The sequence below is a fragment of the Sinorhizobium sp. 22678 genome (assembly GCF_052044265.1).
In the GTDB taxonomy this organism is placed as follows: Bacteria; Pseudomonadota; Alphaproteobacteria; order Rhizobiales; family Rhizobiaceae; genus Sinorhizobium; species Sinorhizobium meliloti_A.
Map to the genome: position 1 here is coordinate 93,743 of NZ_JBQEMS010000009.1, position 18,663 is coordinate 112,405.

18 protein-coding genes are annotated in these 18,663 nt (G+C 63.4%); 11 read left to right on the top strand and 7 right to left on the bottom strand.

Annotated features, from left to right (window positions below):
* Positions 1–20 precede the first annotated feature (20 nt).
* The 3 genes from ACTJKL_RS15455 (at position 21) to ACTJKL_RS15465 (ending at position 2,749) form a co-directional block, all read left to right on the top strand.
* The gene (locus tag ACTJKL_RS15455) at positions 21–935 is read left to right on the top strand and encodes a polyprenyl synthetase family protein (protein ID WP_440853226.1); all 915 of its coding nucleotides are present in this window, start codon (positions 21–23) and stop codon (positions 933–935) included.
* A gap of 4 nt (positions 936–939) precedes the next feature.
* Positions 940–1,995: a histidinol-phosphate transaminase gene (gene hisC / locus ACTJKL_RS15460; protein ID WP_440853227.1), complete on the top strand. Its 1,056-nt coding sequence runs from the start codon at positions 940–942 to the stop codon at positions 1,993–1,995.
* A gap of 112 nt (positions 1,996–2,107) precedes the next feature.
* Positions 2,108–2,749: a LysE family translocator gene (locus ACTJKL_RS15465; RefSeq protein ID WP_018097426.1), complete on the top strand. Its 642-nt coding sequence runs from the start codon at positions 2,108–2,110 to the stop codon at positions 2,747–2,749.
* Positions 2,750–2,771: 22 nt separating this feature from the next.
* Here ACTJKL_RS15465 and ACTJKL_RS15470 read toward each other — a convergent pair whose 3' ends face one another.
* The 4 genes from ACTJKL_RS15470 to ACTJKL_RS15485 form a co-directional block, all read right to left on the bottom strand.
* Positions 2,772–3,560: an SDR family oxidoreductase gene (locus ACTJKL_RS15470; RefSeq protein WP_440853228.1), complete on the bottom strand. Its 789-nt coding sequence runs from the start codon at positions 3,558–3,560 to the stop codon at positions 2,772–2,774.
* Positions 3,561–3,576: 16 nt separating this feature from the next.
* Positions 3,577–5,064, bottom strand: coding sequence for a sugar ABC transporter ATP-binding protein (locus ACTJKL_RS15475; protein ID WP_018097428.1), 1,488 nt, complete (start codon positions 5,062–5,064; stop codon positions 3,577–3,579).
* Between the two features lie 26 nt (positions 5,065–5,090).
* Positions 5,091–6,023, bottom strand: a complete 933-nt coding sequence (locus ACTJKL_RS15480; RefSeq protein WP_440853229.1) for a substrate-binding domain-containing protein — start codon at positions 6,021–6,023, stop codon at positions 5,091–5,093.
* Between the two features lie 126 nt (positions 6,024–6,149).
* The gene (locus tag ACTJKL_RS15485; RefSeq protein ID WP_440853230.1) at positions 6,150–7,124 is read right to left on the bottom strand and encodes an ABC transporter permease; all 975 of its coding nucleotides are present in this window, start codon (positions 7,122–7,124) and stop codon (positions 6,150–6,152) included.
* A gap of 208 nt (positions 7,125–7,332) precedes the next feature.
* Here ACTJKL_RS15485 and ACTJKL_RS15490 point away from each other — a divergent pair, with 208 nt between their 5' ends.
* From ACTJKL_RS15490 to ACTJKL_RS15510, 5 genes are all read left to right on the top strand, one after another.
* Positions 7,333–8,142, top strand: coding sequence for a transketolase (locus ACTJKL_RS15490; protein ID WP_440853231.1), 810 nt, complete (start codon positions 7,333–7,335; stop codon positions 8,140–8,142).
* Positions 8,142–9,110, top strand: a complete 969-nt coding sequence (locus ACTJKL_RS15495) for a transketolase family protein (RefSeq protein ID WP_440853232.1) — start codon at positions 8,142–8,144, stop codon at positions 9,108–9,110. Before ACTJKL_RS15490 ends, ACTJKL_RS15495 begins: the two co-directional genes overlap by 1 nt.
* A gap of 78 nt (positions 9,111–9,188) precedes the next feature.
* Entirely contained in the window at positions 9,189–10,658 is a 1,470-nt protein-coding gene (locus ACTJKL_RS15500) for an FGGY family carbohydrate kinase (protein WP_440853233.1), read from the top strand.
* A gap of 23 nt (positions 10,659–10,681) precedes the next feature.
* Positions 10,682–11,632, top strand: a complete 951-nt coding sequence (locus ACTJKL_RS15505; protein ID WP_440853234.1) for a sugar-binding transcriptional regulator — start codon at positions 10,682–10,684, stop codon at positions 11,630–11,632.
* A 45-nt stretch (positions 11,633–11,677) separates the two neighbouring features.
* The gene (locus ACTJKL_RS15510) at positions 11,678–12,463 is read left to right on the top strand and encodes an SDR family oxidoreductase (protein ID WP_018097435.1); all 786 of its coding nucleotides are present in this window, start codon (positions 11,678–11,680) and stop codon (positions 12,461–12,463) included.
* Positions 12,464–12,542: 79 nt separating this feature from the next.
* On the opposite strand, the gene ispG is transcribed toward ACTJKL_RS15510, so the two are convergent.
* The 3 genes from ispG to ACTJKL_RS15525 all read right to left on the bottom strand — a co-directional run bounded on the left by ispG (position 12,543) and on the right by ACTJKL_RS15525 (position 16,041).
* Positions 12,543–13,796: a flavodoxin-dependent (E)-4-hydroxy-3-methylbut-2-enyl-diphosphate synthase gene (gene ispG, locus ACTJKL_RS15515; protein ID WP_338283698.1), complete on the bottom strand. Its 1,254-nt coding sequence runs from the start codon at positions 13,794–13,796 to the stop codon at positions 12,543–12,545.
* A gap of 184 nt (positions 13,797–13,980) precedes the next feature.
* Positions 13,981–15,171 (bottom strand): MFS transporter, encoded by a 1,191-nt coding sequence (locus ACTJKL_RS15520; RefSeq protein WP_379938412.1) that lies wholly within the window; start codon positions 15,169–15,171, stop codon positions 13,981–13,983.
* A 72-nt stretch (positions 15,172–15,243) separates the two neighbouring features.
* Entirely contained in the window at positions 15,244–16,041 is a 798-nt protein-coding gene (locus ACTJKL_RS15525; RefSeq protein WP_324762531.1) for a DeoR/GlpR family DNA-binding transcription regulator, read from the bottom strand.
* A gap of 252 nt (positions 16,042–16,293) precedes the next feature.
* Here ACTJKL_RS15525 and ACTJKL_RS15530 point away from each other — a divergent pair, with 252 nt between their 5' ends.
* The 3 genes from ACTJKL_RS15530 to ACTJKL_RS15540 all read left to right on the top strand — a co-directional run bounded on the left by ACTJKL_RS15530 (position 16,294) and on the right by ACTJKL_RS15540 (position 18,651).
* A complete protein-coding gene (locus ACTJKL_RS15530) occupies positions 16,294–17,067 on the top strand; it encodes an amino acid ABC transporter substrate-binding protein (RefSeq protein WP_440853235.1) in 774 nt (257 codons plus the stop codon).
* 145 nt (positions 17,068–17,212) lie between these two features.
* Positions 17,213–17,893, top strand: a complete 681-nt coding sequence (locus ACTJKL_RS15535; protein ID WP_003535752.1) for an amino acid ABC transporter permease — start codon at positions 17,213–17,215, stop codon at positions 17,891–17,893.
* Positions 17,890–18,651 (top strand): amino acid ABC transporter ATP-binding protein, encoded by a 762-nt coding sequence (locus ACTJKL_RS15540; protein ID WP_440853236.1) that lies wholly within the window; start codon positions 17,890–17,892, stop codon positions 18,649–18,651. Before ACTJKL_RS15535 ends, ACTJKL_RS15540 begins: the two co-directional genes overlap by 4 nt.
* Positions 18,652–18,663 lie beyond the last annotated feature (12 nt).

Consider the following 18,663-nt stretch of genomic DNA (forward strand, 5'->3'; position numbering starts at 1 on the left):
CCGCATGTCAAAGAGCCTCTATGACAGACGAAAGATCATCCTTTCCGGCGCGCCTCAGGACCAACGCGGCCGCAGTCGAAGCGCTGCTCGAGACGTTGCTCGGCCCGGCCCCGGGCGCGGGCGAAATCGCCCGCCCGGAAAACCTGCTCGGCGCCATGCGCCATGGCGTGCTCAACGGCGGCAAGCGGCTGAGGCCTTTTCTCGTCGCCGAAAGCGCGGCCCTCCTCGGCGGCGATGCGGAAGCGGCGCTCAGAACAGGCGCCGCGCTCGAATGCATCCACTGCTACTCACTCGTCCATGACGACCTTCCGGCCATGGACGACGACGACATGCGCCGCGGAAAGCCGACGGTGCACGTCGCCTTCGACGAGGCGACGGCGATCCTCGCGGGCGACAGCCTGCTGACCTTCGCCTTCGACATCATCGCGGCGCCGGAAACGGCGCTTTCCGACCGCCAGAAGACGACGCTCGTTCTGGCGCTCGCGCGCGCGGCCGGGCATGGCGGCATGGCCGGCGGTCAGGCGCTCGACCTTGCCGCCGAAAAGAGTGCTCCCGACGAAGCCGGCATCGTCCTCTTGCAGTCGATGAAGACAGGGGCCCTCATCCGCTTCGCCTGCGAGGCGGGCGCAATCATCGCCGATGCGCCGGCAGAGGACCGCCGACGCCTGCGCGCCTTCGGAGAGAAGATCGGCCTCGCCTTTCAGCTCGCCGACGACCTTCTCGACCTCACCGCCGATGCAGCAATCGTCGGCAAGGCGACCGGCAAGGATGCGGCACGGGGGAAGGGTACGCTTGTCTCCCTGCACGGCCAGCCTTGGGCCGAGCGCCGGCTCGAAAACCTGGTGGCCGAGGCGGAAGGCCTGCTCAAACCCTACGGGTCAAGCTCGGCGATCCTTGCCGAAACCGCCCGCTTCATCGCCAATCGCAGGAACTGAGCTCATGAGCAAATTCTGGTCGCCGATCGTGGCCGCGCTGAAACCCTACGTTCCCGGTGAACAGCCGCGCATGGCCGATCTCGTCAAGCTCAACACCAATGAGAGCCCCTATGGGCCCTCGGAAAAGGCGCTGGAGGCGATCCGGGCGGCGGCGGACACGGATCTCCGCCTCTATCCGGATCCCGTCGCTCTCGGGCTGCGGGAGACGATCGCCGCGCGCCACAAGGTATCGGTGGGGGAGGTCTTCGTCGGCAACGGTTCCGACGAGGTCTTGGCACACGCTTTCGCCGCGCTGCTGAAGCACGACAGGCCGCTGCTTTTTCCGGACATCTCCTACAGCTTCTACACGACCTATGCGGGCCTTTTCGGCATCGAGGCGGTGGAGGTGCCGCTCGACGCCGCATTCCGCATCGACATCGCCGATTATCGCCTTCCCTCGGGCGCGGTCATCCTGCCGAACCCGAACGCCCCCACCGGCATCGGCCTGCCGCTTGCCGATATCGAAAGGCTGGTGGCCGAGCATCCCGATCAGCCGGTGGTGATCGACGAGGCCTATATCGATTTCGGCGGCGCATCCGCAATCGCCCTCGTTCCGAAATACGACAATCTGCTCGTGGTTCAGACCTTCTCCAAGTCACGCGCCCTGGCCGGCCTGCGCGTCGGCTTCGCGATCGGCCAGCGCCCGCTGGTCGAGGCGCTGGAGCGCGTCAAGGACAGCTTCAACTCCTATCCGCTCGGACGCACCGCCCAGGCGGGTGCAACGGCCGCGATGAAGGACGAGGCATGGTTCGAGACTACCCGCGGCAAGATCATCGCCTCGCGGGCGAAGCTGACGAGCCAACTCGAAAAGCGCGGCTTCGAGGTCCTGCCGTCGCAGGCAAACTTCGTCTTCGCCCGCCACCCCCGACATGCGGGCCAGACGCTGGCGGCGAAACTGCGCGAAAGGGCTGTGATCGTCCGCCATTTCGCCAAGCCCCGAATTGCGGATTTCCTGCGCATCACCATCGGCACCGACGCGGAATGCGCCAAGCTGGTCGCGGCACTCGACGAGATTCTGTAAGGCAGCACAAAATTGGGTGCTGCAGCAAAATGCTGCAGGTGGTTACGGCCAACCTCCCATTGGCATCAACGGGGGCCTCGGCTACTGTCCGCAAGGACAATCGGACGCCGTCATGCTGGACCTTACGCCCTATCTGCCGCAGCTCCTCGTCGCCTGGACGGCCTATGTCATCGCCGTTGCCTCGCCGGGGCCCGCGGTTCTGGCGATCATCGCAACCTCGATCAGCCGGGGGAGAAGCGCAGGCCTCGCGCTCGCCTTCGGCGTGCTGAGCGGCAGCTACACCTGGGCGATGCTGACGGCTTCCGGCCTATCGGCCCTGATCCGGACCTATGGCCAGGCGATCATCGTCCTGAAGATCGCCGGCGCCTGCTACCTGTTCTGGCTTGCCTATAATGCGTTGAGAGCGGCGATGCGGGGCGACGCCCGACCGTCCGCCCTTCGTGTGCCCCCGACTTCCTCGCTGAAGAAGCTTTACCTCAAAGGTCTCGGGATCCACCTGACCAATCCGAAGGCGATCTTCGCCTGGATGATGCTGGTTTCGCTCGGAATGCCGGAGGGAGCGCCGGTCGGCGTCACCGCCGCCTTCATCGTCGGCTGCATGCTGATCGGTCTCGTGACCTTCTGCGGCTTCGCGATCGTCTTCTCGCTCGCGCCGGTCCATCGGGCCTATCTGAAATCGCGGCGGATCATCGAGAGCCTGATGGCGGGCTTCTTCGCCTTTGCCGGCTTCAAGCTTTTGACGGCGCGGCTTTGATTGGAGCTCCTGCCCGGCGATTTCACCAGCAGCAGAAGCCGCCATCGACGAGAAGATCGACGCCGGTTACGAAGCTCGCCGCATCGGACAGGAGAAAAACGGCCGGGCCGACCATTTCGTCCACGCTCGCCATGCGCTGCATCGGCGTCTGCTCCTCAAAGAGCTTGGTCTGGTGCACCATTTCCGGCCGGGTGTTCATGGGTGTTGCCGTATAGCCCGGGCTGATCGTGTTCACGCGGATGCCGCGGTCCACCCACTCCATCGCCATTGACTTCGTCATGTGGATCACGCCCGCCTTGGAGGCGTTGTAGTGGCACTGGTTGAGACCGCGATTTACGATGACGCCGGACATCGAGGCGATATTCACGATCGAACCGCGGCCGTTCTTCAACATGGCGCGTGCTTCCGCCTGGCAGGAAAGGAAAACACCTTTCAGATTGATGTCCATCATAGTCTGGAATTGACCTTCCTCCATCTCCTCGGCCGGATTGGCATTGGCGATGCCCGCAGCGTTAAGCGCGAGGGTCAGCGGGCCCAGTTCCGCTTCCGTACGCGCAACCGCGTCGTTGAGCGCCGCACCGCTGGTGACGTCCGCGGCGATCTGGATGCTGCGACGTCCCGCCTTTTCGATGAAACCGGCGGTCTTCGCAAGACCATCATCGGTGCGGCGGTCGAGCAGCGCGACATCGGCACCGCACTGGGCGAGTCCCATGGCGATGCGTTGGCCGATACCGCTGCCCGCGCCGGTCACGAGAGCGACGTTTCCGGAAAGATCGAACAATCTCGGCGCGTCGAGACTGATTTGAGACATATGAATGGCTTCCTGCTTAAGTCGTTGCGAGTTCCATGACCGAGACGTCGTTCGCATCGTCGCGATTCAGGATGCCGGCTTGCCTGCCCTGTGCCATGACCAGGATGCGGCTGGAGACGCCGAGCACCTCCTCGAGATCCGAGCTGACCACGATGACCGCGACGCCTTCGCGAGCCAGATCGATGATGAGATCGTAGATCGACGAGCGGGCGCCCACGTCGATGCCGCGCGTCGGCTCGTCAAGCACGACCACCTGCGGCTTGCGCGCCAGCCATTTGGCGAGCACCACTTTCTGCTGGTTGCCGCCGGAAAGCTCTCCCGCACTCTGCCCGCCGCGGCCCTTTACCCCAAACTTCTTGATGCAGTCCTCGGCGAACTGCTGGACACGGCGCGACGAGATCCAGCCGCCGCGGGAGATTTCGCCGAGATTGGCATAGCCGATGTTTTCTGAAATCGAATGATCGAGCACGACACCCTGGAGCTTTCGATCCTCCGGCACGAGAACGATGCCATTGCGGATCGCATCGATCGGCGAGCGGGGCGTAACGGGCCTGCCGTGCAGCAGGACCTCGCCGCCGGAGATGGGGTCGGCGCCGCTGATGGCCCGTACGAGTTCGGTCCGGCCGGCTCCCATGAGGCCCGCAATGCCAAAAATCTCGCCCTTGCGAACCGAGAAGCTGATGTCTCGGAAGGCGTTGGACGGGGACGAGAGTTTTCGCACCTCCAGTGTCACCTGGTCCGTCGGCGCCGGAAGAGCCGGAAACATGCGCTCGAGGGAGCGCCCGACCATGGCCTCGACGATCGTGCGTATCGGTACGTCGCCACTCTCGAACTCCTGCACCTTGGCGCCGTCGCGCATCACGACGATGCGGTCGGCGATCTGGCGGATTTCCTCCAGACGGTGCGAAATGTAGATGATGCCGACACCCTCCGACTTCAGCCGTTCGATTTGCTGGAAGAGAAGCTGGCTCTCCTCGCCGCCGAGCGCGGCTGTCGGTTCGTCGAGGATGAGGAGGCGCGCATTGAGCGTCAGTGCCTTTGCGATCTCGATGAGCTGCTGCTTGCCGGTCGAAAGCCCCTCGACGAGGCGATCCGGCGAGATATCGAGACCCAGCCGGTGAAGGCCGCTGCGCGCCCGGTCTTCCATCGCCTTGCGATCGATCCGACCCGCCTTCATCGGGTAGCGACCGACGAACACATTCTCTGCGATGGAGAGCTTCGGAAGCAGTTTCAATTCCTGATGGATCATGCCCACCCCCTCGTTCAGCGCAGCACGGGGATCGGCGGGGGCATAGGCCCTCCCCAGCCAGGTCATCTCGCCCGCCGAGGGTTGCACGGTGCCGGAAATAATGTTCGACAGGGTCGATTTTCCGGCACCGTTTTCGCCAAGCAGCGCCACGACCTCTCCCGGATAGATATCGAGATCTACACCGTGGAGAACCTTGATCGGACCGTAGGACTTCTGGATTCGACGGAGCGACAGGATTGGAGAGCGGGTCGTCATGGCGCTGGTGCCTTTCGGCTATCAGGTTACGGGTGGTTCTTTACGAATTCCGGAGCGTTGTCGCAGGTCGTCAGCACGGCATTTGGCGTCTGACGTTCTTCGACCTTCTCGCCCGCCGCAACGGCAAGCGCGGATTCGACGGCAAGAACGCCCATCTTCTGCGTGCTCTGCGTGGCGGTGGCGATGAACGGCCCCTTGCACTTGGCGAGGTATTCCAGGGCCGAGACGTCGCCGTCATAACCGCCGATGATCACCTTGTCCGAGAGATTGGCGACGTCGACCGCCTTGGCCGCCCCCATGGCGAGACCGTCGGCCTGGCCGAAAATGATCGTGATGTCCGGATTTGCCTGCAGCATGTTCTGCGCGATCGAGAAGCCTTCGTCGGCCGACCACATGTTGCTCCACTGCTGATCGACCAGCTCGACACCCTTGTTCTCGTCGATGGCGCGCTTGCAGCCGGTGAAGCGGTCTACTTCGGGCGTCGTGCCCTTCTGTCCGTGGATGATCGCCATCTTGCCCGAGCCACCGGCCTTCTCGATGATGTGCTTGCAGACAGCGTAGGCCGATTCGACGCTCTCGCCGGCGATGAAGGTGTCGCCTGGTGCGCCATCCGGAACGCGATCGACGTTGATCACCGGAATGCCGGCTTCGCGGGCAAGGCGGGTCGGCACGGCAGCGGCTGCGGCACCGGCCGGGATATAGATGAAGGCATCGATGTCCTGGATCATCAGGTCCTGCACCTGGCTGACTTGCGTGTTGGTGTCGTTCTTCGCGTCGACGACGACTACTTCGAGGCCCTTTTCCCTGGCGTGCTTTTCGACCCCGAGCTTGATCTGGTTGAAGAAGTCGGCCTGGAGGTTCGGAACGGCAAGGCCGATCTTCTTGACCTCGGCGGCGGATGCGGGAAGCGCAAGGCCCGAAGCGGCGGCTGCCGCTATCAGCAGTGTGGAAAGTTTCATGGTTTCTCCTCCGAGTTGCCCGGTGGCGCCCTGCCCTCGCAGGAAGTCACCTTCTCCTTTTCCGGCCTGCACCATTGCTGGCCGTTTTCAGCACCCCGCCGCACCTCGGCAGCGGGGCGAAAGTCGTTATTTCCGCTTTCGGTAGGTTTCTGCCGTGACGGCGAGCACGATGACGGCACCGATGATCACCTGCTGCATGAACGGAGACACGCTCAGCAGGTTGAGACCGTTTCGCAGGACACCGATGATGAGCACGCCGATAATGGTGCCGCCGATCCCGCCGGTGCCGCCGGAAAGCGAGGTACCGCCGATGACCACCGCCGCGATGGCGTCGAGCTCGTAGGATACGCCCGACGACGGCTGGACCGAGTCGAGACGAGCCGCGAGCACCATACCGGAAAGGCCCGCGAGGAAGCTGCAGACGACATAGACGAGCACGGTCGCGCGCTGGACGTTGATGCCAGCAAGGCGTGCCACTTCGGCATTGCCGCCGATGGCGTAGAGCACGCGCCCGCCATGCCGGTAGCGCTGGTAAAGAAGCCCCACGATGAAGACCACGATCATCACGGCAACCGTGAGCGTCAGGAAGTCGCCAAAGCGCACGATGGCCATCATGTTGAACCAGGCCGGAAAGCCTATGATCTGCTGGCCGTCGGTAATCATGTTCGCAAGGCCGCGCGCGATCGACATCATCGCCAGCGTCGCGATGAAGGCCGGTACGTTGAAGCGCGTTATGAGGAGGCCCGCGATGAGGCCGTTTAGCGATGCGGCGGCGAGCGCCAGGGGAATAGCGAGCCACATCGGTACGCCGGCCACCACGTTGAGGTAGCCGAGCACCATCATCGCAAGCGCCATGACCGAGCCGACCGCAAGGTCGATACCTCCGATCAGGATGACGAAAGTCATGCCGACGGCCATGACGCCGAGCACCGTAATCTGGTCGAGCACATTGAGGAAATTCCGCGCCGATAGGAACTTGTCCGTTGCGAAGGTGAGGAAAAGGCACAGCACAATGAGCCCGATCAGCGGGCCGGTCGCGCCCTTCAGTGACGGAAGCTGCCTCACGGCAGTCCCTTGCTTCTCTTGCACTGCAGCCCGCATGCGTCGTCCTCCCGCATAATCCGCCTCCTGACTGGCGGTTGGCATATTTATTCATCACTGTGTGTAAATGCGTACATGACAGATCGTGGGCGTGTCAATACGACCACGCGGTGAATTTTCATGGGTTACGAAACGCATTTTCGCTTGACTTGCCGGATCGAAATGCAAGTATACGTGCAATCGCATAATTATTCATCAAGAGGATTTCATGCAGCCGAACGATCTCGACCGCATCGCTCGACAGATCCGCCTTCGCGATCTGCAAGCGGTTTTCGAAGCCGGCGCCGGCCACATCGGCGGGGAGATGTCCGCCATAGACATACTGACGGCACTCTATTTTCGCGTGCTGCGCATCCGGCCCGAACAGCCGAAGCATCCGGAGCGCGACCGTTTCGTGCTGTCGAAAGGCCATGTGGCGCTGGCGCTCTATGTGACGTTGGCCCGGCGAGGCTTCATTCCGGAGGAAGAGATCAGCACATTCCTGAAGCCGCATTCGCGTCTCAACGGGCACCCGAACTGTACCAAGGTACCGGGTGTCGAGACCAATACCGGCCCGCTCGGCCATGGCCTTCCGGTGGCGGTCGGCATGGCGAAGGCCGCAAAGGTAACAGGCGCGAAATACCACACCTATGTGTTGACCGGTGACGGCGAGATGCAGGAAGGATCCAACTGGGAGGCTATCGCGTCGGCCGCGCAGTTCGGACTCGACAATTTGACCCTGATCATCGACCACAACCGCTTCCAGCAAGGCGCGTCTCTGAAGGACACCAACAACCTCGCCCCATTCCCCGCCAAACTCGAAGCCTTCGGCTGGGATGTGACCGAGATCAACGGGAACGCGATGGACGAAATCGTTCCGGCGCTGGAAAAACGCGGCGAGCGCCCACACTGCATCGTCGCCCATACCAACAAGGGCCATGGTATTTCCTTCATGCAGGACAAGGTCGATTGGCACCACAAGGTGCCTAATGCCGAACAATACCAGATTGCCGTAGCTGAGCTCTCGGAGGCGCTGTGATGAAGGACGTGATGACCTCTCCCAAACTGCATGATTGCCGCGACGCCTTCGTTGCCGTGTTGGAGCGCCTCGGCGCGGAGAACTCCAGGATCGTGGCCGTCTGCAACGATTCCGTCGGCTCCTCGAAGCTCGGCGGCTTCAAATCCAAATGGCCCGAACGGCTGGTCAATGTCGGGATCGCCGAACAAAACATGGTTGGCGTCGGCGCCGGCCTTGCCAATGGCGGGCTGCTGCCCTTCGTCTGCGGCGCCGCATGCTTCCTCACTGGCAGATCGCTGGAGCAGATCAAGGCCGACATCGCCTATTCAAACGCAAACGTAAAGCTCATCGGCATTTCTTCCGGCATGGCCTATGGCGAGCTTGGGCCGACGCACCATTCCATTGAAGATTTCGCCTGGACCCGCGTATTGCCCAACCTTCCGGTCATCGCGCCATGCGACTCGATCGAGACCGCCGCGGCCGTCGAATGGGCCGCCCGCTATGACGGTCCGGTCTTCCTGCGCCTGTCGCGCGTCGGCGTTCCGGACCTGCTGCCGGCTGAACACACATTCGAAGTAGGCAAGGCCAACCTGCTGCGCGACGGCGACGCGATCACCCTCGTCGCCAACGGCACGGTGACACACCGCATGATGAAAGCCGCCGATCTGCTGGCGGCAGAGGGCATGGAGGCACGCGTGCTGAACATGGCGACGGTCCGTCCGCTTGACATCGATGCCGTCGTGGCCGCCGCTCACGAGACCGGCGCGATCTTGACGGCGGAAGAGCACTCCACCTTCGGCGGCCTCGGTTCGGCCATCGCCGAGTTCGTCGTGGCCGAAGCTCCCGTGCCGATGAAGATTCTCGGCGTTCCGGGCATCTTCGCGCCTACCGGATCGGCGGAATTCCTGCTTGACGAGTTCGGCATGTCCCCTGCCGCCATCGCCGAAGCGGCCGTTGCATTGATCGCACGGAAGCCTTCCCGCGCATGATCACGCGCGATTAGATTTTTCGTGCCGGGCGCGGCAATCCTCCTGCCGCGCCCACAATTCCTGCCTGCCGGAGCCGCCATGACGACTGCCATTCTCGCCATCGACCAGGGCACCACGAATTCCAAAGCCATGCTCGTTTCGACGACCGGGGAGATCCTTTCGCGTGGCGCATCTCCGGTCGGCATCGAACATCCGCAGCCTGGCTGGGTGGAGCAGAACCCGCTTCGCATCTGGGAATCGGTTCTGGAGGCGATTGCCGCGTGCCTGGAAACGGGACCTTGCGCCGACATTCTCGGGATCGCGATCTCCAATCAGCGCGAGTCGGTCACCGTCTGGGATGCCGTGACGGGCAAGCCGCTCGGCCCGGTGGTCAGCTGGCAATGCCGCCGCAGCGCGCCTGCTTGCGCCGAACTCACCGTCGCGGGCCATGCCGAACGCGTTCAGGCGCTCACGGGTCTCCCCATCGACCCAATGTTCCCCGGTCCCAAGATGAAGTGGCTGCTCGATCGCGTGCCGGCAGGACCCGAGGTCCGACTGGGCACGATCGACGCCTGGCTGATCCATTGCTTCACGGATGGCGCGATCCATGCCTGCGATGCCGCCAATGCAGCGCGCAGCCAGCTTTACGACCTCAACCACCAAGTCTGGAGCGACGAGCTTTGCGACTTGTTCGGCGTGACGAAGTCCGCCCTGCCCGAGGTGCGCGACAGCGCCGCCCGCTTCGGCGTGACGAAGAATGTGCCGGGGCTGAAGGACGGCATCCCGATCGCCTCAGCGATCGGCGACAGCCATGCCGCGCTTTTCGGCCATGGCGCCTTTAATCCCGGCGACGGCAAAGTGACCTTCGGCACCGGTTCGTCGGTCATGACGACTCTGCCTCGCTTCATCGCACCCCAGCAGGGCATCACGACCACGATCGCCTGGTCGATCGCCGGCCGGCCGACCTATGCCTTCGAGGGCAATATTCTCGTTTCGGCCGCAGCCCTCCCCTGGATGACCGAAATGCTCGGCCTTTCCGATGTCCAGGCCCTGATCGATCTCGCCGCCACCGCCGAGCCGGGAGGGCCGGGTTTCGTGCCGGCTTTCGTGGGTCTCGGTGCACCCTATTGGCAGGCCGATGCACGAGCACTGTTTTCCGGCATCACCTTTAACACGACACGCGCCCAGATGGCGCGTGCGGTCACGGATTCGATGGCCTTCCAGGTCCATGACGTCTTCAAGGCGATGTCCGCGCAATCGCCGACACCGCTCGGCCGTCTCTACGCGGATGGCGGGCCGAGCAAGAACACCTTCCTGATGCAATGCGTCGCCGATACTCTAAGCCACGTCATTATCCAATGCGACGCGCCTGAGGCCTCCGCTCTTGGCGCGGCCTATCTGGCGGGTCTCTCGCTGGGCGTCTGGCCCGATCTCGCCGCTGTTGCTTCCCTGCCGCGCGCCGGCAATCCCCTCCTCCCGCGCGCATGCGACGCCACAGATCGCCTTGTGATTTGGCAGGACGCAATCTACCGCTCGACCGTGCGAGGTCCGTCGATTATGAGTGAATAAAAATTCACTGCTGGAGGACCCCAATGGGACGGCTCAACGAGCTTCGACTGATCGCCCGCGTTGCCCAGATGTACCATATCGAAAGCAAGAGGCAGGCGGAGATCGCCGAGATCATGCACATGTCGCAGGCGACGGTTTCGCGCATGCTGAAGCGCGCCGAGCAGGAAGACATCGTGCGCACGACGGTCATCCCCCCGGCCGGCACCTTCGCGGATCTGGAAACCGCGCTGCGAGAGCGCTACGGCCTGACCGAAGCCATTGTCATAGACTGTTCGGAGGATCGCGATGGGGCGATCATGGCACGTATCGGCGAGGCGGCCGCCCATTTCCTCGAAGTCACTCTGAAGCAGGACGAGATTGTCGGCGTCTCGAGCTGGAGTCAGACCATTCTGCGCATGGTCGACAACATCCACCCGTTGAAGAACGCCAAGGCCAAGTACATCGTTCAGATCCTCGGCGGCATGGGCGACGCCTCGGTGCAGACCCATGCCACGCAACTGACCGCGCGCCTCGCAAGACTCACCGGCGGCGAGCCGAGACTGCTTCTCGTCCAGGGCATCACCTCCTCACGCGAGGCGAAACTCATCATGCTCGCCGACCCGGTCGTGCGCGAAACAATGGACCTCTTCGGCCGCCTTAGCCTTGCCATCGTCGGCATCGGCGCGGTGGAACCATCCGAGCTGCTCGCCCGCTCCGGCAACACCTTCTCCCGCCAGGAGATGGCGATGCTGCATGAGGCAGGGGCGGTTGGCGAGATTTCCTACCGGTTTTACGACAAGGGCGGAAAGCCGGTCGAAACTCCGCTCAACGACCGCGTAATCGGCATCTCGCTCGAAGACCTGCGCAGGACCGACCGCGTCATGGCGCTCGCGGGCGGAGAATCCAAAACTCAAGCCATCGCCGGCGCGCTTAAACTGGGCGTTATCGATGTGCTCGTCACCGACAAGTTCACAGCAGCTCGGCTCACGGCCTGATCCGGCGATCAGTCTTGGCCCGTTGCGCATATGGAGGAAAAAACCATGAGACGTTTCGCAGGCCAAACGGTTTTCGTCACCGGCGGCAACAAGGGAATCGGGCGCGGCATCGCCAAACGCTTTGCCGAAGAGGGAGCAAAGGTCGCCATCGCCGCAATCGAGAAGGATACGTCCGCGGCGGCCGAGACACTGGCTGAGGAGACCGGCACCGATGTGATCGGACTAACGCTGGATGTAACCGACGTCCGAGCGGTTCAGGAAGCCTATGGTGAAGCCGAGGCGAAGCTGGGCGCGGTATCCGTATCCGTCCAAAACGCAGGCGTCATCACCATCGCCAAGGTCGAAAACCTCACCGAGCGCGAGTGGGACCTCAATCTCGACGTGAACACCAAGGGCGTCTTCCTCTGCTGCCAGGAAGCCATTCGCCGCTTCCGCGCCAGCGGAACCAAAGGGCGACTCATCAACACCGCCTCCGGCCAAGCCCGCCAAGGCTTCATCTATACTCCGCACTACGCCGCCTCGAAATTCGGCGTGGTCGGCCTGACGCAGAGCCTTGCCAAAGAACTCGCTGGCGAGGGCATCACAGCCAACGCAATTTGCCCCGGTATCATTCACACCGAGATGTGGGATTACAATGACCGCGTCTGGGGTCAGATGCTCGGTGAGTACGGCCCCGGCGAACTGATGGCCGAGTGGGTCCGCGGCATCCCGATGGGGCGCGCCGGAACGCCTGCCGAAGTCGCAGCGCTGGTCGCATTCCTCGCCTCGGAAGATGCCGCCTACATCACAGGTCAGACGATCAACGTCGATGGCGGCTTGATCATGTCGTGACGTTGAGCCCATCCGATGGGATGACGGCGCGCGTCTGACGCGCGCTATCAGATCGTCGGAAAGCGAAGGCGCCGCCTGGTCACTCCGCGGCCGCCTGGCCGTGGCCGAAGCGTTTCTCGATATAATCGGCGACGAGAAGCTGAAAGTCCTCGGCGATCTTCGGTCCGCGCAGCGTCAGCGCCTTCTGCCCGTCGATAAAGACGGGTGCGGCCGGCATTTCGCCGGTTCCAGGAAGCGAGATACCGATATCGGCATGCTTGCTCTCGCCGGGGCCGTTGACGATGCAGCCCATCACGGCGACCTTCAGCGCCTCGACGCCCGGATATTTCTCACGCCAGACCGGCATGCTCGCACGGATATCCTCCTGGATCTTCTGGGCCAGTTCCTGGAACACGGTCGAGGTGGTGCGGCCGCAGCCCGGACAGGCCGCGACCACCGGAATGAACTGACGGAAGCCCATCACCTGCAGAAGCTCCTGCGCCACCTGCACCTCGCGCGTGCGGTCGCCGCCGGGTTCGGGCGTCAGGGAAATGCGGATGGTGTCGCCGATGCCCTGCTGCATCAGAATCCCGAGCGAGGCGGAAGAGGCGACGATGCCCTTGGTGCCCATGCCCGCCTCGGTGAGGCCGAGATGAAGCGCATGGTCGGAACGGGCGGCGAGCATCGCATAGACGGCGATCAGGTCCTGCACGCCCGAGACCTTGGCGGACAGGATGATGCGGTTGCGCGGCAGGCCCAGCTCCTCTGCAAGTTCCGCCGAGAGAAGCGCCGATTGCACGATCGTCTCGCGCATCACCTGCTGTGCCGTCAAAGGGGAGCCATTCGCCTGGTTCGCGTCCATCAGGCGCGTCAGCAGTTCCTGATCGAGCGAGCCCCAGTTCACCCCGATGCGCACCGGTTTGTCGTAGCGGATCGCCATCTCGATGATTTCGGCGAACTGCTTGTCCTTCTTGTCCTTGAAACCGACATTGCCGGGATTGATGCGGTATTTGGCAAGCGCCTCGGCACAGGCCGGATAATCGGCGAGCAGCTTGTGCCCGATATAATGAAAATCGCCGACGAGCGGCACGTCCATGCCGAGGCGCAGGAGCCGCTCGCGGATCTTCGGCACGGCCGCGGCGCTCTCGTCGCGATCGACCGTGATGCGCACCAGCTCCGAACCTGCCTTGTGGAGTGCGGCCACCTGCGCCACCGTCGCATCGATATCGGCCGTATCGGTGTTCGTCATCGACTGGACGACGACCGGAGCACCGCCACCGACGATCACGCCGCCGACATCGACGGCGACCGAGGCGCGGCGCGGCTGTGGCTCGAAATCGAAGGCAGAAGACATGAAGGCCTCTTCTTGGGTCCGTTGCTGCAGAGCGGAACGCGCACGGACCGCCCGATACTTTCACTTTTCAGGTGGCGAAGGAACGCCCGCTTGTCAACGGCAACATCACGCGCTGACGGCGAATTGATGGCAGCGGCTACGCGAGCAGTCGCTTGCGCCGGTCTGCGCCCCGCCCGAAGGACGATCACCCCTTGCCATGATCCGCATGAACGGCGTGATGCGAAAGCAGCAGCACCACGATGAACAGCACGGGGACACAGGCGAAGATGATCGCGAAGCCGCTGTGTTCCGCGATGAAGCCGATCAATGAGGGCGCAAACAGCATGCCGGAATAGCCCATGGTGGTCGCGACCGACAGCCCGATGCCCGGCTGCAGACCCGGCATATTGCCGGCGGCCGAAAAGGCGATCGGCACCATGTTGGAAATGCCGATGCCTGCAAGCGCAAAACCGAGGATCGCGAGAACGGCATTGGGAGCGAGACCGGCCAGCACCATGCCGACGAGAGCGGTCACGGTGCAGATGCGCAGGGTCAGAGTGGCGCCGAGCCGGTCGCGCACGTGATCGCCGGCAAAGCGCATCGCCGCCATGGTCGCCGAGAAGGCCGCAAAACCGAAGCCTGAAAGCTCGACGGAGGCGCCGAGTTCATCCTTCAGATAAAGTGCACCCCAGTCGAGAACGGCACCCTCGGGCACCATCGAGAAAAGCGCCATGATGCCGATCAGCCAGGGCAGCGGTGTCATCGGCAGCCTGAGCTTCTCTTTGGTTGCCGCAGGATGCGGTCGGTCGGCAAGGATCATCGGCCAGGCAACCGCGAGTATCGCAAGGCACAGACAGGTGACGACGATCGCATGCGGCAGCACGCCGAAGCGGGCCATCAGAAAGCCGCCGATCCCGGCGCCGATCAGCCCGCCGAGGCTCCAATAGGCATGGCACGAGGACATGATTGCACGGCGCATCGACTTCTCTACCTCGACGGCATTGGCATTCATGGCCACATCCATCGCGCCGACGAAGCCGCCGAGCAGGAACATGCCGAGTGCTGCCGTCCACAGATTCGGCAGAAGCGTCAGAAGGAGAAGCAGCGGTGAAAGGATGATCGCCGTGACCTTGACCACCTTCTGCGAGCCGAGACGGGCGATGAAGCCGCCGGCAATCGGCATCAGCACCAGCGAGCCGATGCCGAAACCGAGGATGAGAAGGCCCAGAACGCTCTCGCCGATGCCGAGGCGTTCCTTGAACTCCGGGATTTTCGGCGCCCAGCTTCCGGTGACGAAGCCGTTCATCAGAAACAGGAGAGACACGGCTAGCCGGTTTTTCGACATATAGCCCTGCCGGCCAACGGCTTTCTGGGCGGAATCTGTACGCTGATCCATGGGTTAACCTTCCGCTGCCGGATCGTCCGGCTCAATTGGTGATTTCGATGAGATTGCCGTCGGGATCGCGGATCACCGGATGGGCTCCTTCGCGAGAACGACGTTCGCCCCCCGCGCCGTGAAGGCCGCGACATGGGCTTCCGGCGCATCCGCCTCGAGAACGAGCGTGGAGGCACCGTCTATGGCGACCACCGGATGCGGCGCAGCGGTACCGAGCTTGTCGGTCGTGACGGCCGCAAGCAGGGCGCGGCTCCTGGAAGCGATCAGCCGCTTGAATTCCGCATCCTCGAAGTGGAACGCGGTCAGCCCTGCTTCGGCATCCGCACCGCAGGTTCCGAGTATCGCGAGATCGGGCCGCAAGAGCTCGGCATCGCGCTGCGCCCGCGCACCGACCGCCGCGCCGACAGCGCGGTTCAGCGGCCCGCCCACCAGAATGACTTCGATGCCCGGCTTCTCCATCAAGGCCGCCGCGACCGGCGGCGTATTGGTGATGATCGTCGCGGGGAGGTCCGGTCCGATCGCCTGCGCAATCGCCAGATTGGCGGAGCCGGCGTCGAGGAACACGGTCATGCGCGGCCTCAGAAAGGCGACCGCAGCCCGCGCCAGCGCCGCCTTCCGTTCGGGCGCGCGCGATATCCGGGCCACGAGCGAGCCCGCGTCGGGCGCAACCGGCAACGCTCCCCCATAGACGCGCTCGCAAAGACCGGCGGCGGCCATTTCGCGCAGGTCGCGGCGGATCGTGTCTTCCGACACGCCGAATTCGCGCGCGAGATCGGCCGCAAGCACCCGGCCCTCGGTTCTGAGCCTTTCCTGGATCAGACTCTTTCTCTCTCGCAGCAGCAGATCGATGGACATCCTGAAACCGTGCATAATCGTGCATGAATCGATGGAAACGTGATTATCACTCCCAACCACGGCTTTCAATCCCGCCTGCCGCAAAACCGCAGGCACGCAGCGGAACATTTCACGCCGCAGCGTTTTCGGGGGGAATCGGCCATCTGAGGAAAAATCTTCATCGAAACCGTTCGGAATTGGTCTTTTATACGCTTGGAAACTGGCGGGTTTATGCGAAATTCGCTGCAATCCGGATGACGGCCGGAGAACCAGAACTGGAAAACAACCATGAAACTCCTTCCGATGCTTTTTGCTGCCGCCCTCCTGCAACTCGCCGCCTTCGTTCCCGCTGAGGCGGGGCAGAACCTGGACGAGGTCAAGTCCGCAGGCGTGCTGAAGATCGGCACCGAGGGCACTTACGCCCCCTTCACCTATCATGACGCGAGCGGCGCTCTCGTCGGCTTCGACGTCGAGATCGGCCAGGAAGTCGCCAAGCGCCTCGGCGTCAAGCCGGAATTCCTGGAAGGCAAGTGGGATGGCCTGATCGCCGGCCTCGACGCAAACCGTTACGACGCGGTCATCAACCAGGTCGGCATCACCGAGGAACGCAAGAAGAAATACGACTTCTCCGAACCCTATATCGCCTCCAAGGCGGTGCTGATCGTCCGCGGCGACGACGAGGAGATCAAGGACTTCGCCGACCTGAAGGGCAAGAAGTCGGCACAGTCGCTGACCAGCAACTTCGGCAAGCTCGCGCAAGCCTCGGGCGCAGAGCTCGTCGGAACCGACGGTTTCGACCAGTCGATCCAGCTCGTGCTGACGGGCCGGGCCGACGCGACCATCAATGACAGCCTTTCCTTCCTCGACTTCAAGAAGCAGAAGCCGGATGCGAATGTGAAGATCGCCGCCGAAAAGCCCGATGCCGATTATTCGGGCATCATCATCCGCAAGGGCGAGCCGGAGCTGCTCGAAGCGATCAACAAGGCGCTGGCCGAGATCAAGGCCGACGGCACCTATGAGAAGATCTCGCAGAAATATTTCGGCGCCGACGTTTCGAAATAGGGCCTGCGGAAGCGCGACCGGTCGAACAACCGCCCCCGCTCTTCAAGTTGCACGGATGTGGGCTTCACACCTTTCCCCATCCTGCTTATGAATCGCGATCCGTCCCGGCATCCGGGACGGATCGCGTGTTTTGAAAGGTTCTCCCTTGCCCCACTGGCTTCAACTGATGGCGGATTCGTTGCCGGCCCTGCTCTGGGCGGGGCTGATCTTCACGATCCCGCTAACGCTCCTCTCCTTCACCCTCGGCCTGGCTCTCGGCCTTGTCACCGCCGTCGTCCGGCTGTTTGCTCCGGCTCCTTTCGCGGCCGTGGCCCGGTTTTATGTGTGGGTGATCCGCGGCACGCCGCTGCTCGTGCAGCTCTTCGTCATCTTCTACGGCCTGCCGAGCATGGGCATACTGCTCGACGCCTTTCCCGCAGCGCTGATCGGCTTCACGCTCAATATCGGCGCCTACAGTTCCGAAATCATCCGCGCGGTGATCTCGTCGGTTCCGAGGGGGCAGTGGGAAGCGGCCTATTCGATCGGCATGAGCTGGAGCCAGGCGATGCGCCGGACGATCCTTCCGCAGGCGGGCCGCGTCGCCGTTCCGCCGCTGTCGAACACCTTCATCTCGCTCGTCAAGGACACCTCGCTCGCCGCCGCGATCACGGTGCCGGAGCTATTCCAGACGGCGCAGCGCATCGTCGCCACCAGTTATGAACCCTTGATCCTCTACATCGAAGCCGCCCTGATCTATCTTGTCATGAGTTCCGTCCTTTCGGCGCTGCAGGGGAAACTGGAGCAGCGCTTCGCCCGCTATGGCGGCTTCCTGGAGGCGCGCGCATGATCGAGCTCTTCCACATCGTCAAGCGCTTCGGCACCAACACCGTGCTGAACGACATCAGCGTCTCGCTCGCGGAAGGCAGCGTGACTGCGCTCGTCGGACCGTCCGGCGGCGGCAAGAGCACGCTGCTGCGCTGCGTCAACCTGTTGGAGATCCCGACGGCGGGGGCAATCCGCCTCGGCGACGACCGGCTCGAATTCGCGGAAGGCCGGAAGGTCGGCTGGCAGGCGATCCAGAGACTGCGCCGTCAGACGGGAATGGTGTTCCAGAACTTCCAGCTTTTCCCGCACCAGACGGCGATCGGCAATGTGATGGAAGGCCTCGTCACCGTCCTCAAGTGGCCGGCCGACCGGGCCCGCACCCGGGCGCTCGAGCTGCTGGAGAAGGTCGGAATGGCGCATAAGGCGGATGCCTGGCCGGCCACGCTATCCGGCGGCCAGCAGCAACGCGTCGCGATCGCCCGGGCACTTGCTCCCTCGCCGCGCGTGCTCCTTTGCGACGAGCCGACCTCGGCGCTGGATCCGGAACTGGCGGAAGAAGTGGTGGAGGTCCTGAGCCGCCTTGCGCGGGAAGGCACCACGATGATCATGGCGACCCACGACCTTCGCCTCGCCTCCCGCGTCGCCGATCACGTCGTCTTCCTGGATGGCGGCGTCGTCGTCGAAAGCGGTCCCCCGCGCAAGATCTTCTCGACGCCGGAGCGCGAGCGGACGAAGCGATTCATCGCCTCCCTGAGCGCGCCGATGAGCTATGACATTTGAGGCATCGGGCGG

Excerpts from the sequence above, each read along its gene's own strand:
- ACTJKL_RS15455 (WP_440853226.1), top strand. The coding sequence starts at position 21 with ATGACAGACGAAAGATCATCCTTTCCGGCGCGCCTCAGGACCAACGCG.
- hisC (WP_440853227.1), top strand. The coding sequence starts at position 940 with ATGAGCAAATTCTGGTCGCCGATCGTGGCCGCGCTGAAACCCTACGTT.
- ACTJKL_RS15465 (WP_018097426.1), top strand. The coding sequence starts at position 2,108 with ATGCTGGACCTTACGCCCTATCTGCCGCAGCTCCTCGTCGCCTGGACG.
- ACTJKL_RS15470 (WP_440853228.1), bottom strand. The coding sequence starts at position 3,560 with ATGTCTCAAATCAGTCTCGACGCGCCGAGATTGTTCGATCTTTCCGGA.
- ACTJKL_RS15475 (WP_018097428.1), bottom strand. The coding sequence starts at position 5,064 with ATGACGACCCGCTCTCCAATCCTGTCGCTCCGTCGAATCCAGAAGTCC.
- ACTJKL_RS15480 (WP_440853229.1), bottom strand. The coding sequence starts at position 6,023 with ATGAAACTTTCCACACTGCTGATAGCGGCAGCCGCCGCTTCGGGCCTT.
- ACTJKL_RS15485 (WP_440853230.1), bottom strand. The coding sequence starts at position 7,124 with ATGCGGGCTGCAGTGCAAGAGAAGCAAGGGACTGCCGTGAGGCAGCTT.
- ACTJKL_RS15490 (WP_440853231.1), top strand. The coding sequence starts at position 7,333 with ATGCAGCCGAACGATCTCGACCGCATCGCTCGACAGATCCGCCTTCGC.
- ACTJKL_RS15495 (WP_440853232.1), top strand. The coding sequence starts at position 8,142 with ATGAAGGACGTGATGACCTCTCCCAAACTGCATGATTGCCGCGACGCC.
- ACTJKL_RS15500 (WP_440853233.1), top strand. The coding sequence starts at position 9,189 with ATGACGACTGCCATTCTCGCCATCGACCAGGGCACCACGAATTCCAAA.
- ACTJKL_RS15505 (WP_440853234.1), top strand. The coding sequence starts at position 10,682 with ATGGGACGGCTCAACGAGCTTCGACTGATCGCCCGCGTTGCCCAGATG.
- ACTJKL_RS15510 (WP_018097435.1), top strand. The coding sequence starts at position 11,678 with ATGAGACGTTTCGCAGGCCAAACGGTTTTCGTCACCGGCGGCAACAAG.
- ispG (WP_338283698.1), bottom strand. The coding sequence starts at position 13,796 with ATGTCTTCTGCCTTCGATTTCGAGCCACAGCCGCGCCGCGCCTCGGTC.
- ACTJKL_RS15520 (WP_379938412.1), bottom strand. The coding sequence starts at position 15,171 with ATGGATCAGCGTACAGATTCCGCCCAGAAAGCCGTTGGCCGGCAGGGC.
- ACTJKL_RS15525 (WP_324762531.1), bottom strand. The coding sequence starts at position 16,041 with ATGCACGGTTTCAGGATGTCCATCGATCTGCTGCTGCGAGAGAGAAAG.
- ACTJKL_RS15530 (WP_440853235.1), top strand. The coding sequence starts at position 16,294 with ATGAAACTCCTTCCGATGCTTTTTGCTGCCGCCCTCCTGCAACTCGCC.
- ACTJKL_RS15540 (WP_440853236.1), top strand. The coding sequence starts at position 17,890 with ATGATCGAGCTCTTCCACATCGTCAAGCGCTTCGGCACCAACACCGTG.